A 14,650-nucleotide genomic window follows, 5' to 3' on the forward strand; every position below is an offset into this window, starting at 1 on the left:
TGGGCAGTTCTGCAACTGTTCGAGCCATCTTCGCACCTCCTTTGGTTGAGATGGCTCACCTGTACACTACAATTAATTCAAAGTGAACAGTATTGGGTCTAACTGAACTAAGTTACGGATTCAGGTTTTTCAGATTGAAATTCGCCTTTACGGCATCCCACTCGAATTTGATCATCTGCTACATGAGGTTCAAAGTTTACCCGTCCGTGAATTCCGGTTCCAGCCGCCACTCCGTGTTCAAATGCACCAAACCCGGCGATTCGCTGGCGTCCCGGATGACGAAGGGATACCAGTCCTCCCGGCGATGGAACTGGGTGGCGTGGTCCCAGGAGTGGATGGAGAGGGAGAGAAAAAAGTTGCCTCTTTTCAGGGTCAACGGCGCGATACGCAGACGCATCGTTCCGCGGCCGTCGATAAAATCGATGGACGTCTTGGAAATCTGGGTGTTGGAGCCGAAGACGTAGATTCCGTTGCCGGTCTTGATGTTGAAGCCGAAGACCGGCTTGTCGATCCGCTTTTTGGCCTTGTAGTGCATTTCAATGACCATCTCCCTGCCGGCCTCGAAGATATTCGTCTCCGTGCCGGTATCGTCCAGGAGCAGGGTTTCCTCGATCTCCACGTCCCTGGTGCCGTGCTCCTCCACGTTGAGCATCCCGATGCGCACCATGTAGGATTTCAGGTAGCTGAGGATCACGGTGGATGGGTCGCCCTGGTCCAATAGTTGACCCTCGTGGATCAGCATCACATCGTCGCAGAACTCGCCCACGGTTTCCAGGGCGTGGGAGACCAGAAACAGGGTCTTGCCCTTTTTCTGAAACTGCCGGACCCGGTCCAGGCACTTCATCTGAAAGGCCGCGTCCCCCACGGCCAGGACCTCGTCGATGAGCAGGATGTCCGGGTCCATTTCCACGGCCACGGCAAAGCCCAGGCGCACGTACATGCCGCTGGAGTAGTGCTTCACCGGGGTGTCGATGAAATCCCGCAACCCGGCGAAATCCACGATGTGGTCGAAGCGCTTCTGGATATAGTCCCGGGGGATGCCCAGGATCGAGGCATTGAGATAGACGTTTTCCCGGCCCGAAAGGTCGGGGTGAAACCCGGCGCCCAGTTCCAGAAGCGAAGAAATCCGGCCATGAGTGCGAAGTATGCCCTCGGTGGGGGTGATGGTTCCGGCTACAAGGCCCAGAAGGGTGCTCTTGCCCGAGCCGTTGGGGCCGACCACACCCACGGTCTTGCCCTTGGGGATCTTGAAGTTCAGGTTACGCAGAGCCCAGAACTCCTGCTTGGCCCCCCCGCTGAACACCCCGGACAGGGTGCTGAACAGGGTCTGCTGGCCCACGCCCTGGACATAATAGCGCTTGCCCACATTTTCAGCTTCAATGGCGTACATGTCTACCTTTCATGTCCTCTGTTCACGATGTCCTCGGCTCCACGATTTCCAGCCCACCCATATAGGGCCGGAGCGCGGACGGAATGACCAGGCTGCCGTCTTGTTGCTGGCAGTTCTCCAGAATGGCCACCAGGGTCCGGCCCACGGCCAGGCCCGAGCCGTTGAGGGTGTGCACGAACCGGGGCTTGCCGCCGGTGGTCGGCTTGAAGCGGATGTCCGCCCGTCGGGCCTGGAAATCCTCGAAATTGGAGCAGGAGGAGATTTCCCGGTAGGTGTTCTGGCCCGGCAGCCAGACTTCGATGTCGTAGGTCTTGGCCGCGGAAAAGCCCATATCTCCGGTGCAGAGGGTGATCACCCGGTAGGGCAGTTCCAGTAGCTGCAAAATCCGTTCGGCATGGCCCAGAAGCAGCTCCAGCTCCTCGTAGGAGGCGTCCGGGTGGACGAAGCGGACGAGTTCCACCTTGTTGAACTGGTGCTGGCGGATCAGGCCCCTGGTGTCCCTGCCGTGGGAACCGGCCTCGGAACGGAAGCAGGGCGTGTAGGCGGCATAAGCCAGGGGCAGGGCGTCCTCAGTGAGGATTTCGTCGCGGTGGATGTTGGTCACCGGCACTTCGGCCGTGGGGATCAGAAAAAAGTCCGTCCCTTCGAGCTTAAACAGATCATCGGCGAATTTCGGCAAATTGCCGGTGCCGGTCAAGCTGTCCCGGTTGACGATGAACGGCGGCAGGCATTCCAGGTAGCCGTGCTGCCCGGTGTGCTGATCCAGCATGAAGTTGATCAGGGCCCGTTCCAGTCTGGCGGCCCAGCCGGTGAGCAGGGCGAACCGGGCTCCGGTGATCTTGGCGGCGCGTTCAAAGTCCAGACCGCCCAAACGCAGTCCCAGATCCCAGTGCTCCAGGGGCGGGAAGTCCGGACGCGCGGGCTCCCCCCAGGTGCGCAACACAGGGTTGTCCGCCTCGGATCGGCCAAAGGGGACGGAATCGTGGGGCACGTTGGGCACGCCCAGCAGCCAGTCCTGGACGCGCTGATCCAATTCCTTGAGTTCAGCGTCCAAAGACTTGACCCGGTCGGACAGGACGGACAGCTCATTGATCAGGCCCGAGGCGTCCTCCTTGGCCCGCTTGAGCCTGGCCACCTCGCCCGAAGCCTGGTTGCGTCGGGCCTTGAGCGCTTCCACTTCCTGCAAGAGCTTGCGACGTTGCTCTTCCAGGGCCAGAAAGGTCTCCAGATCAACCCCGGCCCCCCGGTCCTCCAGGGCCTTGCGCACTCGCTCCGGAGTTTGACGGATCATTTTTACATCAAGCATGGACTATCCTCATAACGGTCTTGTGATCACGGGAAAGACCCAGCATCTACCACCCCGGGCCCCGTGCCGCAACCGCGCCGCCCCTCATGTTCGCGGCTTCAACGCGGTCACGCTTCCCCCGTTTTTCGCCCTTCCAACCAGGCCCCCATTCTGGCCAGCAACGCGGCAAGCACTGCGCATCCGGCCAGCCACAGCGCCAGAGTCGCGATCCCAACATGCTTATCCAAAAAGAATCCCAGCAAAATCGGGGATACCGCCGTGGACACGACCATGACCGCCTGGTTCATGGAGCGGATCGCGCCCAGATGGAGAATGCCGTAGCGCTCCGCCCAGATCGCGCCGGAAGCCGTGGCGCTCAGCCCCTGGGTGGCCCCGACCATTCCCAGATAGGCATAAACGATCAAGGGGGAGGGAACCGAGGCCAGCAGCACCAGGCCGGTGACGATCGGGGCCAGGGCCAAGGGCAGGGCTCGGGCCGCGCCCAGGCGGTCCACCAACGGCCCGGCGATGAACAACGCACCGAGGTGGCAGGCCGCGTAGACGGAAAACCCGGCGGCCAGCAGTTCCAGGGACCAGCCGAGTTCCTCGGCAAAGGCCATCTGGTGAAAAAACAGGGCCGTGACCGTGAACGGGGTCAGCAGCGTAGCGGGCAGGATCAGGTAGTAGCCAGGGTCGCCAAGCACGTCCCGGCGGCTGAACCGGCTGCGATCCGTACCGGGGTTAGCCCCCGAGTGGGTCTTGGACGCGATTTCATGGGGCGGCGGCGCTCCTCGGGATAAAAGGATCAGCACCGGCAGAATCAGCAGACACAGCAGCCCCGCGCCCACGACCCAGGGCACCCGCCAGCCGACCCAGAGCAGAAGCAGCGCGGCTCCGGCCGGCAACAACGCTTCAGCCAAGGGAAAACCCATGGCGGCCAAGGCCACGGCCCGGCCTCGATGGGCCGTAAAGTACCGGGCCGCCGTGGTCATCCCGATATGCGAAATCATGCCTTGCCCGCCGAAGCGAATGCAAACGAACCCCGCGGCCAGCACCAGGGCTCCCGGAGCAAATCCGACCAGCAGACACCCTCCGGCCAAAACCCCGATGGCCAAGGCCGTCACCCTGGGCAAAGTCCATGTGTCCACCAGACCGCCGAACCGAAACAGCAACAGCGCACTGCACAGCGTGGCCCCGCTGTACAGGCTGCCGTAGGCCGTATGGGTCAGGTCAAAGGCCTGTCGGATTTCAGCGCCAAAAAGCGAGACGAAAAACGTCTGGCCGAACCCGGAAGCCGCCATGGCCCCCAGAGCGAACAGGGCCAGCCGAGGATTGACTCGCAAGACGGCTGGAAGGTGGCGGGAGAGAAACTGGAACATGCTGAAAACCTGTATGCTTGGCCGGACAAAGCGATTTCTCAAAAACGACAAACGCCGCGCAAACCTTCGTTTGCGCGGCGTTGAAGACTACTCGGATGGAACGTGAAGGTCTATCCGCGACGGGAGGTCTGCATCCGGCAGACCTCGTCCCATTCCGGGCAGTCGGTGCGAACCGTGTATGTGCTCATACACATGTCTCCTTACCGAACCAGCGCGGCCAACTCACCCTTGAGATAGCGCTCTTCCATGACTTCCATGGACATCGGCTTGATCTTGGAGGCGTAGCCTTCGGTGCCGAAAGCCCGGAGGCGGTCCAGACAAATCTGTTTCATGGCCTCCCTGGCCACGCCGAGGTACTTGCGCGGGTCGAAATCCTTGGGCTTCTGGGCCATGTGCCGCCGGATCGCCCCGGTGGAGGCCAGGCGCAGGTCCGTGTCGATATTCACCTTGCGGACCCCGAACTTGATACCCTGCTGGATCTCCTCCACCGGCACGCCGTAGGTCTGGCCCAGATCGCCGCCGTATTCATTGACGATGGCCAGCCAGTCCTGGGGCACGGAGGAAGAGCCGTGCATGACCAAGTGGGTGTTCGGAATCCGCTCGTGGATTTCCTTGATCCGGCTGATGGCCAGAACTTCTCCGCTGGGCGGGCGAGTAAACTTGTAGGCTCCATGGCTGGTGCCGATGGCAATGGCCAGGGCGTCCACCCCGGTCTTCTTCACGAAGTCCGCGGCCTGCTCCGGATCCGTGAGCATCTGCTCCCGGGACAGCTTGCCTTCCGCGCCCACGCCATCTTCTTTGCCCGCGATTCCGGTCTCCAGGGACCCCAAAACGCCCAGCTCGCCTTCCACGGACACGCCGCAGGCATGGGCCATCTCCACAACACGGGCCGTGACCTGAACGTTGTACTCGTAGGTGGAGGGCGTCTTGCCGTCGTCCATCAGTGAGCCGTCCATCATCACCGAGGAAAAACCGGACTGGATGGACCGGGCGCACACCGCCGGAGAAGCGCCGTGGTCCTGGTGCAGACACAGCGGAATATGCGGCCACTCTTCAAGGGCCGCCTGGATCAGGTGGCGGATGAACACGGACCCGGCGTATTTCCTCGCCCCGGCGGAGCTTTGCAGGATCACCGGGCTGTTGGTCTCGTTGGCCGCGTACATGATGGCCTGGACCTGCTCCAGATTGTTCACGTTGAAGGCAGGAACGCCGTAGCCGTGCTCCGCCGCGTGGTCCAACAACTGCCGTAATGTGATCAATGCCATGAGATACCTCCAAAAGGAAAAAAGTTCGGATCAAACCGCCGTGCCGGATTCCGAGCCGATGATGTTTGGTTACGGACCTTGTCGATCCTACGTCGGTGGGCGGTTAAAGTAAATGCGGGCTGATATTTTCTATCAGGACGGATATGCTCCCGCAGCATATCTGATCTCCAAATCGAAATCGTGATCGAAATCGAAATCGATCTTGAACAAGCCTGCCCCAAGGCATAGTCAAACAGCATTTTTTCGATTTCGATTTCGATTGCGATTGCGATTGCGATTCGGTTGAAGCTGGCCGGTCTTGGGCAAAGGCGGGGATACGACTCAGAGCTACGGAGGGGGTCAATCGAGACGGGCCTGAAGCAGAACCTCGGTCAATTCGACGAATCCCGCGCCGCCCCGGGACGGCGTGACCCAGGCCGGTTCGGCTTCCAGTTCTCCGGCGAAATCCAGAACATTGGCCACGCCCACGGCATGGGGGAAATAGGCGAACATCGGAGCGTCGTTGGGCGAGTCCCCGGAAAAGACGATCCGGGAAGCCATGGCGTCCAGGTCCATGCCGAAGACTTCGGCCAGAAGCCGTCGGGTCATGGTCAACTTGTCCCAATCCCCGAACCAGCCGTTGACGTGGATGGAGCTGACCTTGGCCCGGGCCCCGGCCTGTTCGAACAGGGCCTTGATCCGGCGCACATCTTCCGGCGGCAAGGGAGGAACGTCCTCGCAAAAATCAATGGCCAGGTCCGCTTCCCGGTAGACCTGGTCCGCGGACAGCCCGGCCCCGGGGACCTGGGCCAGGATCACGTCCCGCAGTTCGGCCAGACGCTTCCGATCCACGGCCCGCTCCGGCTCGCTCTTGAAAAACCGTCGGATCATGGTTCGTTTTTCCCGGTCATACCGAAAATAAAAGGCCCCGTTTTCCCCCACCACCGCGTCCACGGGCCACATCCTGGCGATCTGATCGCACCAACCCGCGGGACGCCCCGTGATGGGCACGACGATCAGTCCGGCGGCCTGGAGCCGCTCAAGGGCAGCATAAGCGGCAGCGCCCAGACGTCCATCGTCGGTCAGGGTATCGTCGATGTCCGTAAGCACGACCTGGACGGCCCGGGCCGCGTCGCGAGGCATTTGGTTCAGGGGGCGCATAGCTGAGCTAATTTTTGAAAAAGTCCATATTCGGCAGTCCGTTCAAAAACCCCAAGTGCAAGGAGCAAAAAAAGTTCAAGGTCGAAGCGTATTGATTGATACGTGAGAGTTTGAACTTTTTGAAGCAACGCCGCAATTGGGAGTTTTTCAACGGGCTGCCTAGATGATCCGCTGACGAATCTTTGTGACCACGATTTCCGCGACGATCACGATGGCGAAGATGCACAAGAGGATCAAGGCCACCTGGTTCCAGCGGAACAGGTTGATGGCCGTGTCCAGGGCCATGCCGATGCCGCCCGCGCCCACCAGGCCGATGACCGCGGATTCGCGGACGTTGATGTCCCAGCGAAACAGGCTGATGCCCCAAAAGGCCGGGGCCACCTGGGGCCAGTAGCCCTTGAGAATGATGCTCGTCCAGGGCGCGCCCGCGGCCTTGAGCGCCTCGATGGGGCCGGGGTTGCACTCTTCCAGGGCCTCGCCCAAAAGCTTCCCGCAAAAGCCGATGGACCGGAAACCAATGGCGATGGTTCCGGCCAGGGCCCCGGGACCGAAGACCGCCACGAACAAAATGGCCCAGACCAGGGTGTTCACCGAACGGGAGGAGACCAGGATCAGCTTGGCCAGCCAGTTCAGGGCCGGGACAGGCGTGATGTTCCTGGCCGCCATCAGCGCCACGGGCAGGGCCAGGATCAGGGCCAGAATGGTACCCATCCCGGCGATGTGCATGGTCTCCACCAGGGAGCTGTGCACGCCGGTCCAGTAATACCCCGTATCCGGCGGCCACATCCGGGAGAACATGTCCGCCATCTGCGTCGGGGCGTCGTACAGAAACTCCGGCACGACGTGCACCGTGCGCAGGGACACGGCCAGGGCGATCCCAGCCGCCAAAAAGACGCTGAACCGGGCCAGACGCTGCAAGGGGGTGAAGCGCTCCCATTTGCGGCTAGTCATTGAACACCGCCTTGACAATGGAGGCCAGATACTCGCCGAGCATGACCAGGGCGATGATGGAAAGCAGAATGGCCGCCAGGAAATCGTAGTCAAAGCGCTGGAACGCCGCGAACAGGGTTCCGCCGATGCCGCCCGCGCCCACGATCCCGACCATGGTCGAATTGCGCAGGTTCGCGTCGAACTGGTAGGTGGCAAACCCGATGAACCGGTTCAGGACCTGGGGCAGAACGGCCATGAAGATCACGCTCATGAAGGGCGCTCCCGCGGCCCGGCAGGCTTCCACGGGCTTCAGGGAGATCTCCTCAATGGCCTCGGCGAACAGCTTGCCGATGAAGCCGATGGAAGCGAAGACCAGGGTGATGATGCCCGCCAAGGGCCCGAATCCCACGGCCTTGACGAAAAGGATGGCGAAAATCACCGGATGGAAGGAGCGGCAGATGGCGATCAACGTGCGCGCCGGCCAGGTGGCCCAGGTCGGCATCAGGTTCCGGGCCGCGACCAGGCCGATGGGCAGGGAAAAGGCCACGCCGAAGGCCGAGGCGATCACGGCGATTTCCACGGTCTCGATCAGGTTGTCCACCAGCATTCGCCACCGTGAAAATTCCGGCGGAAACATGGCCCCCAGAAATCGTGCCCCGTTGTCCAACCCGGACACGAAGCGAGCCCAACTGAAGTCCAGGGACCACGTGGCGTAAACGCAGTACAGGGCCAGCAGGACCCAGCCGATGCGCGCGCCCCAGTTGGCCTTGAAGGGTCTTCGGACCGCGGCCGCGCTCATGTCAGCCAGCCCTCGCCGCCGTAAATTTGTTGCAGATGGGTGTCGCTCAGTTCCTTGGGCGGCCCGTCGAAAATGATCGCCCCCTGGGACATGCCGATGACCCGGTCCGCGAAGCGTTTGGCCAGGTTCACGTCATGGATGTTGATCAGCACCGGGATGCCCTGGGAACTGGAAAAGTCGTTGAGCAGTTCCATGATTTCCACGGAGGTCTTCGGGTCCAGGGACGACGTGGGTTCGTCGGCCATGAGCAGGGCCGGGTTCTGCATCACGGCCCGGGCAATGCCCACCCGTTGGCGCTGGCCTCCGGAGAGGGCGTCGGCCCGGGTGGTGGCGAAGTCCGTCAGCCCGACCTTGTCGATCAGCTCAAAGGCCCGGTCGATGTCGGCCTGCTCGAACTTGCGCAAAAAGGCCCTCCAGACCGGCACGAAGCCCAACCGGCCGCACAGCACGTTTTCAATCACCGTCAGTCGTTCAACCAGATTGAATTCCTGAAAAACCATCCCGATATGGCGGCGCGCCTCGCGCAGGGCCCTGCCGGACAGCCTGGACAGCTCGAGGCCGGCCACGCTGATGGTCCCTCCGGTGGGATCGATCAGGCGGTTGATGCACCGCAACAACGTGGACTTCCCGGTGCCGGACGGCCCGATGATGGCCACCGTGGTTTGCCCGCCGACCGAGAACGAAACGTCGTTCAGGACCGGCTTGCCCGGAACGTATGCCTTGACCAGGTTGGAAACAATCAAGGAAGCTGGGGCCTTGCCCCCGCTTCCTTTCGTGGGTTGCTCCGTCACATTGTCCCCTGCGCGAATTTGCGCCGGGAGGCGTTGGCGGGCATTCCGCCAACGCCTCCCGGCGGCAAGAGTTGATGGGCTTGAGTAGGGGCGGTTCGCGAACCGCCCCTGCAATTTCGAGAACCGTCCCTACTTCAGCTCCTCGCCCAGAGCCTCGTTGATCGTGCGAATGATGCCCCAGTCCACCTTGTAGGTCACGGGATAGAACCGGTCCGCGCCGTCAAAGGCTTCCTTCATCTTGTCGGTATAGCGGTACGTGTGAAAGGCGCCGACGATCTTCTGAACCAGTTCCGGACAGAGTTCGCTGGAATAGCCGAAGGAGGAGGTGGGGAAGCGCTCGCTGGTGTAGATGGCCCGCAGTTCGCCTTCCTGCACCCGACCGGCGCGGAGCATCCGTTCGTAGACGTCGGAAGCCACCGGAGCGGCCTCATAGTCGCCATGGGCCACGCCAAGCACGGACTGGTCGTGCTTGCCGGAGTAGACGACCTTATAGTCTTCTTCCGGGGTGAGGCCCAATTCCGGGAACAGCACCCGGGGCGCCAGGTTGCCGGAGTTGGAGGAGGCCGAAGTGTGCGCCACGGTCTTGCCTTTCAGGTCTTCCATGGTCTGGATGGGGCTGTCCTTTTTGACCAGCATGACCAGATTGTAGCCCTGAAATCCCTCGGGGCCGCCCTTGACCGCGATGGGCACGTAGCCGGCCAGATTCACGGCAAAGACGGTCGGGCCGGTGGAGAAACCGGCCACGTGCAGCCGGCCGGAACGCATGGCTTCCACCTGGGCCGCGTTGGAATGCACGGTATAGTAAATGACCTTCTTGCCGGTGGCCTTCTCCAGGTAGCTCATGAAGTCGGCGAACACGTCCTGGTACACCGCGGGATCTTCCACCGGGGTGTAGGTGAAGACCAGGGTGGAGGGGTCCTTGCACTGCCCGGCGGGCAACAAATCAGCGACCAGGTCCTTGTCGTTGTCGCAGAACCGTTCGTCCAGATTGCCGCGGTGCTCGCAGACCTGGGCAAAACCGGGCTGGGCCAGGGCCAGAATCAGGACCATCGCCAAAAAGCCGAACAACTTCTTCATCATCGTCGTCACTCCTTGCTGTGGGGTTGTCGTCAACTACATCGTGAACATCATGTCCAAACCAAAAGGGTAAAACCGTTCGACGCGGACAACGCAAAGCCCGGCGCAAAAGCAATGCCGCGTTTCCGCGAGTTTTGTTCGCGCCGACCTCGTTGATGACCGTCCCCCTCTAACCGGAATTCAGGCTCAGGTCATCATTTTTTTCACCGGCTCCGCCGCAGGGCTTCCACGGCCTTGTAGGCCGTGGCAATGGCCACGCCGGCGCCGCACTTCATCCGAATCCAGTCCTGGTTCGCCAGGATCGACCCAGCCGCGTGCAAACCTGGGTGGACCGGACGCCCGTTCTCGGCCAGAGGACGAAACAACTGGTCAACGACCAGGCCCGTCCTGTGCACCGGGTGGCCGCGTGGATCAAAATAATCCGGATGGTGCCATCCGGAACGGCTCTCCGGCTGCCGGACCGCGAGGTCGAAGACGGTTTCCACGATGCCGCGGTCCCGGCGGGCCGCAAGCCCGCCTCCCAGAAACCGGCCCGAGCAGAGCAACACCTTGGCGGCGCGTACCTGGCGCTCCACGGGATGCCCGGTGATCCGCAGGACAAACGGGTCGTCCGGTCCCGGCACGATGCCGGACATTTTTTGCTGGCAAAACAGGGCCACCCCGCGCTCCGGCAAGGCGCTCTCAAAGGCTTCCTTCAGCCGGATTCCGGGCACTCCCGGGGGCATGGTCGGGATTTCGAACACCGGAACGGCCAACCGTTCGGCCAGGTCACGGGTCACATCTCCGGGTCGGTGCATGCCCAGTACTGCCGGAAACCCGACGGCTTCCACGCCGTGGACGTGCGGCGCCACCACTTCGGCCAGGGCTTTGCGTGCCGAAGCCGTCTCCAGCATCCGGGCCGCCTGCTCCGGATACAGCTCGCCCCCCGTGTGGCCGGGCATGAAGACGGACACGGCCTGAAGCCCCGGCCAGACTTCGGCGAGGTTCGCGGCGATCTGCCTGGACGAAAAGCCCTTCAAGCCATGCAGGGCGACGATCAAGGCAGGCTGCTTGCTCTCCAGGGCCAGACAGCCGGCCAGGGCTGTTTCCGGAACGCACCAGGAGTGCTTGATCGTGCCGGCGGGGGTCGCTAGGCGAAAGTTATTCTCTCCACCCGTTTGATACGGCAAACCGATGTCCGCGAGAAATGCCAGCGTTTCCGCAAAGGCGGCCCGAATCTCCTCGGGATGCAGCCCCGCATAGGGATGGCCGGGCTCGATCCGCAAGAGATCGTTCAGCGCGGCAAAGGGCCGACGGACCACAGTGGGTCGTCCGTCCGCCGTCTCCGAGGGCAAGGCTCCGAGGACGTCGAAGACGCCGCTGGTATAGGCAACAGCTCCGGTGCTTCCGGCCTGGACCACGGACAGTCCCCGGTTGGCGGCGAAAAGAGCGGCGGCCATCCCCCCGATGCCCGTTCCAATAATGGCAAGATCGCAGTGCATCATGTCATTCATGTGACAATTCAGCCTCCGGGTCCTCCAGGGCCTCTGGCGCTGGAAATTCCAGGCCCAGCAAACCGCAATGCAGGGCTTCGGCCAATTCCGACTGCACCAGCTGCGCCCCCCAGAGAATCGGACGTTGCCCTTTGAAGCGCTCCTGAAAAAAATCGCGCACGGTTCCAAGCCCGCGCCGTGAGGACAGTGCTCCGGTGTCGTACAAATGCGAGGCCACGCGCAAACCGCAAAACGCACCCTGACAGGCTCCCTTGCCCACCCGGCTGCGCTTGCCCAGGGGCTGGAGTTCAGGGTCGGGAAAGTTGCCCCGGCAATCGTCCAAAAGGTCGTCCACCGCGCTGGCCGAAACCATTTCGCACTCGCAAAGGATCTCGTCGTCCGAAGTATGCCCCATGACCCAGACCTTGGCCGAGCGCCCCGGTTCGGTCCAAGAGCAGACGTCCATGGTCGGCAGGGGGTCTTCCCTGGTCCGGCAAGGGGCGCTGTTGCCCAGGCGGCGACAGACCAGATCGACGGTCTGCTCGGCCATCAGTCGAAAGGTGGTCAGCTTGCCGCCAACCACGGAGCAAAAATTGGTCAGTCCGTCACGTTCATGGTCAAAGAGCAGGAAACCCCGGCTCACGGCTCGCCCATCCTGGCCCGAATCCGAAGAACCCGCGGCAAGAAGAGGGCGCACACCGCAATAGGCCCGGATATACCTGACACCGGCCAAAGCCGGGACCATTTCCGCGCCGTGGACCACGTTGACGTCCGCCTCCCGGACCGTGGGCCTGGCCAGGTCGGGGTCGGCGATGGTCACGCTGGTGGTGCCCAGGATGGAAACCGTGCCTCCGGGAACGAGAATGTCGCCGTCTCCGGGAGGCCTGAGGCGATGCACGACCCGTTCGGCCAGGCGGTCATGGGTCACCAGCAGGGTCCCCTGGGAGCAAAGCAGGGGGATCACTGCTCCCGCGAGACCGGCCACGCGCCCGGCCCAGGCCCCGGCGGCGTTGATCACCTGGGAGACGACGACGGTCCGGGTTTCTCCTTGGGTCATATCCTTCAAGCGCACCCGGACAATCCGGCCGCGATCCAGTTCAAAGCCGTGAACCGCGGTCCGGGTCAGCAGGGTGCTCCCGGCCAGGGCCTTGGCATGGGCCAGGTTTTCCAGGGAAAGGCGGAACGGGTCCAGAGAGGCGTCGGGCAGGGTGTAGGCGGCGATGAGGTTTTCGCTCAGAGCGGGCTCCATGCTCCGGGCATCGGCCAAAGCGACGCTTTGCGCCTGAATCCCCGCGGCCTGGCACCATCCCGGAAAATCCGCGATGTATTGCTCGTCGTCCCCGGCCACGGCCACGTAAAGTCCTCCACATTCCTCAATGCACTGCGGGGCCAGGCGCTTAAACAACTCGTTCTCTTCCCGACACTCCCGAGCGGAATGAACGTCCCCGGCCACGTACCGCCCCCCGCTGTGCAGCAACCCGTGATTGCCCCCGGAGGCCCCGGAATTGATATCCCCGCGTTCGACGACCACGGAAGAAACTCCCCGCAAGGCCAGATCCCGGGCAATCCCCGTGCCCACGGCGCCCGCGCCGATGATCAGTACATCCGTTTGCATCTGTTGCATGGCTCTGATTATCGTGATGTTGAGGTGTTGGTGTTGAAATGAGCCGTGTGTATCCGAGCCGGGGAATATGCACAACCATTGCTTCAGGAAAAGGCCTGGGCTAAACTTGCGGGCTGGAGACGCCCGGCGGAATGACGTTCTTCCGTCGAGATACAACGCAATTCTTCAACCGTGAACGGTGAACCATGAATCCGGACCCCTCGCCCGAGATCACCTCCTCCGTCTTTCGACGCCGGGCCCACGACCTCCTTCCCCGGGACGCCAACTACACCATGTGCCTGAGCTGCGGCCTGTGCTCCTCCGGATGTCCGGCATCCGGCCTGGCGGATATGGATCCCCGCAAATTCGTCCGCATGGCCGCCCTGGGTCTGGGCGAGGAACTGCTCAAGACTCCCTGGGTCTGGATGTGCACCATGTGCAAACGCTGCCAGCACGTCTGCCCAATGAACATCGACATCCCCAGCCTGATCTACCACGCCCGGACCTGCTGGCCCCGGGAGCAACGGCCCAAAGGCGTGGTCGCCTCCTGCGACCAGTCCCTGCGCACGAAAACCGGCTCAGCCATGGGAGCCAGCCCCGAAGATTTCGAGTTCGTCGTCGATGATGTCCTGGAAGAGGTCCATGCGGTTCAAAAAGGCTTTGAACTGTTGCGGGCCCCCATGAACAAGCCGGATTCCTTTTTCTTCCTGAATCAGAATTCCCGGGAACCCATGACCGAGCCGGATGAAATGGTCCCGCTCTGGAAAATCCTGGACCATGTCGGCGCGGACTGGACGTACGGTTCTTTGGGCTGGGCCGCGGAAAACTACTGCATGTTCGCGGCGGACGAAGCGGCCTGGGAGCGGATTGTCCGGGAGAAGGTCAAGGCCGTGGAGGATCTGGGAGCCAAGGTCTGGCTGAACACGGAGTGAGGCCACGAATTCTACGCGGTCCGGGTCGGGCTGCAAAAATTCGGCATCACCCCGAACTTTCGCCTGGAAAGCATCATCACCTGGTACGCTCGCTGGATCCGGGAGGGCAAGCTGCCCGTGACCAGCGACTGGAACCGCGACCTGGGGATCAAGTTCACCGTGCAGGACCCGTGTCAATTGGTCCGCAAATCCCTGGGCGACGACATCGCCAACGATCTGCGCTTCGTGGTCAAAAGCGTGGTCGGCCCCGAAAACTTCGTGGAAATGTATCCCTGCAAGTCCAACAATTATTGCTGCGGAGGCGGAGGCGGCGCGCTCCAGGCAGGCTTTCCCGAAGCCCGCAGGGCCTACGGACTCCGCAAGCGGGATCAGATCCTGGCCACCGGAGCCACCTACTGCATCGCCCCCTGCCACAACTGCCACTCCCAAATCCACGACCTGGCCGATCACTTCGGCCACAACTGGCACACCGTCCACCTCTGGACCCTGATCTGCCTCTCCCTGGGCATGCTCGGCGAAAACGAGCGGACGTATCTTGGGGGGGATTTGAAGGAGCTGGGGCTCTTTTCCAAATAGCTTTCTGCAAT

12 protein-coding genes are annotated in these 14,650 nt (G+C 62.2%); 1 reads left to right on the plus strand and 11 read right to left on the minus strand.

Annotation, left to right across the window (positions count from 1 at the left end; translation table 11 throughout):
- Window positions 1-196 precede the first annotated feature (196 nt).
- From AC559A_RS00005 to glpA, 11 genes are all read right to left on the minus strand, one after another.
- The gene (locus tag AC559A_RS00005; RefSeq protein WP_498815409.1) at window positions 197-1,390 is read right to left on the minus strand and encodes an ABC transporter ATP-binding protein; all 1,194 of its coding nucleotides are present in this window, start codon (window positions 1,388-1,390) and stop codon (window positions 197-199) included.
- A gap of 22 nt (window positions 1,391-1,412) precedes the next feature.
- Window positions 1,413-2,696 (minus strand): serine--tRNA ligase, encoded by a 1,284-nt coding sequence (gene serS, locus AC559A_RS00010; protein WP_498815411.1) that lies wholly within the window; start codon window positions 2,694-2,696, stop codon window positions 1,413-1,415.
- A gap of 107 nt (window positions 2,697-2,803) precedes the next feature.
- Window positions 2,804-4,054 carry an MFS transporter gene (locus AC559A_RS00015; RefSeq protein ID WP_498815412.1) on the minus strand — a complete coding sequence of 417 codons (1,251 nt, stop codon included), beginning with the start codon at window positions 4,052-4,054 and terminating at the stop codon, window positions 2,804-2,806.
- A gap of 200 nt (window positions 4,055-4,254) precedes the next feature.
- A complete protein-coding gene (gene fba, locus AC559A_RS00020) occupies window positions 4,255-5,319 on the minus strand; it encodes a class II fructose-bisphosphate aldolase (RefSeq protein WP_028572862.1) in 1,065 nt (354 codons plus the stop codon).
- Window positions 5,320-5,658: 339 nt separating this feature from the next.
- Window positions 5,659-6,459: an HAD-IIB family hydrolase gene (locus tag AC559A_RS00025; RefSeq protein WP_498815414.1), complete on the minus strand. Its 801-nt coding sequence runs from the start codon at window positions 6,457-6,459 to the stop codon at window positions 5,659-5,661.
- Between the two features lie 159 nt (window positions 6,460-6,618).
- Complete coding sequence (phnE, locus tag AC559A_RS00030) at window positions 6,619-7,410, minus strand: phosphonate ABC transporter, permease protein PhnE (RefSeq protein ID WP_028572864.1); 792 nt, start codon at window positions 7,408-7,410, stop codon at window positions 6,619-6,621.
- Window positions 7,403-8,188: a phosphonate ABC transporter, permease protein PhnE gene (gene phnE / locus AC559A_RS00035; protein ID WP_498815416.1), complete on the minus strand. Its 786-nt coding sequence runs from the start codon at window positions 8,186-8,188 to the stop codon at window positions 7,403-7,405. Before phnE (AC559A_RS00035) ends, phnE (AC559A_RS00030) begins: the two co-directional genes overlap by 8 nt.
- Window positions 8,185-8,979 carry a phosphonate ABC transporter ATP-binding protein gene (phnC, locus tag AC559A_RS00040; protein WP_028572866.1) on the minus strand — a complete coding sequence of 265 codons (795 nt, stop codon included), beginning with the start codon at window positions 8,977-8,979 and terminating at the stop codon, window positions 8,185-8,187. The genes phnE (AC559A_RS00035) and phnC overlap by 4 nt, the downstream gene beginning before the upstream one ends.
- A 129-nt stretch (window positions 8,980-9,108) precedes the next feature.
- Window positions 9,109-10,059, minus strand: a complete 951-nt coding sequence (gene phnD / locus AC559A_RS00045) for a phosphate/phosphite/phosphonate ABC transporter substrate-binding protein (protein WP_498815417.1) — start codon at window positions 10,057-10,059, stop codon at window positions 9,109-9,111.
- A 200-nt stretch (window positions 10,060-10,259) separates the two neighbouring features.
- The gene (glpB, locus tag AC559A_RS00050) at window positions 10,260-11,549 is read right to left on the minus strand and encodes a glycerol-3-phosphate dehydrogenase subunit GlpB (RefSeq protein ID WP_498815419.1); all 1,290 of its coding nucleotides are present in this window, start codon (window positions 11,547-11,549) and stop codon (window positions 10,260-10,262) included.
- Complete coding sequence (gene glpA / locus AC559A_RS00055; protein ID WP_498815421.1) at window positions 11,542-13,152, minus strand: anaerobic glycerol-3-phosphate dehydrogenase subunit A; 1,611 nt, start codon at window positions 13,150-13,152, stop codon at window positions 11,542-11,544. The genes glpB and glpA overlap by 8 nt, the downstream gene beginning before the upstream one ends.
- A gap of 185 nt (window positions 13,153-13,337) precedes the next feature.
- On the opposite strand from glpA, the gene AC559A_RS00060 reads away from it, so the two are divergent.
- Complete coding sequence (locus tag AC559A_RS00060; protein ID WP_498815423.1) at window positions 13,338-14,639, plus strand: (Fe-S)-binding protein; 1,302 nt, start codon at window positions 13,338-13,340, stop codon at window positions 14,637-14,639.
- Window positions 14,640-14,650: the final 11 nt, after the last annotated feature.

Origin of the sequence: Desulfonatronum zhilinae (assembly GCF_900182865.1) — a bacterium.
GTDB classification, from domain to species: domain Bacteria; phylum Desulfobacterota; class Desulfovibrionia; order Desulfovibrionales; family Desulfonatronaceae; genus Desulfonatronum; species Desulfonatronum lacustre.

Bases quoted from the DNA above. Each gene is read 5' to 3' on its own strand.
- glpA (WP_498815421.1), bottom strand. From the start codon at position 13,152: ATGCAACAGATGCAAACGGATGTACTGATCATCGGCGCGGGCGCCGTG.
- serS (WP_498815411.1), bottom strand. From the start codon at position 2,696: ATGCTTGATGTAAAAATGATCCGTCAAACTCCGGAGCGAGTGCGCAAG.
- AC559A_RS00025 (WP_498815414.1), bottom strand. From the start codon at position 6,459: ATGCGCCCCCTGAACCAAATGCCTCGCGACGCGGCCCGGGCCGTCCAG.
- fba (WP_028572862.1), bottom strand. From the start codon at position 5,319: ATGGCATTGATCACATTACGGCAGTTGTTGGACCACGCGGCGGAGCAC.
- phnE (WP_028572864.1), bottom strand. From the start codon at position 7,410: ATGACTAGCCGCAAATGGGAGCGCTTCACCCCCTTGCAGCGTCTGGCC.
- glpB (WP_498815419.1), bottom strand. From the start codon at position 11,549: ATGAATGACATGATGCACTGCGATCTTGCCATTATTGGAACGGGCATC.
- phnE (WP_498815416.1), bottom strand. From the start codon at position 8,188: ATGAGCGCGGCCGCGGTCCGAAGACCCTTCAAGGCCAACTGGGGCGCG.
- AC559A_RS00005 (WP_498815409.1), bottom strand. From the start codon at position 1,390: ATGTACGCCATTGAAGCTGAAAATGTGGGCAAGCGCTATTATGTCCAG.
- AC559A_RS00015 (WP_498815412.1), bottom strand. From the start codon at position 4,054: ATGTTCCAGTTTCTCTCCCGCCACCTTCCAGCCGTCTTGCGAGTCAAT.
- phnD (WP_498815417.1), bottom strand. From the start codon at position 10,059: ATGATGAAGAAGTTGTTCGGCTTTTTGGCGATGGTCCTGATTCTGGCC.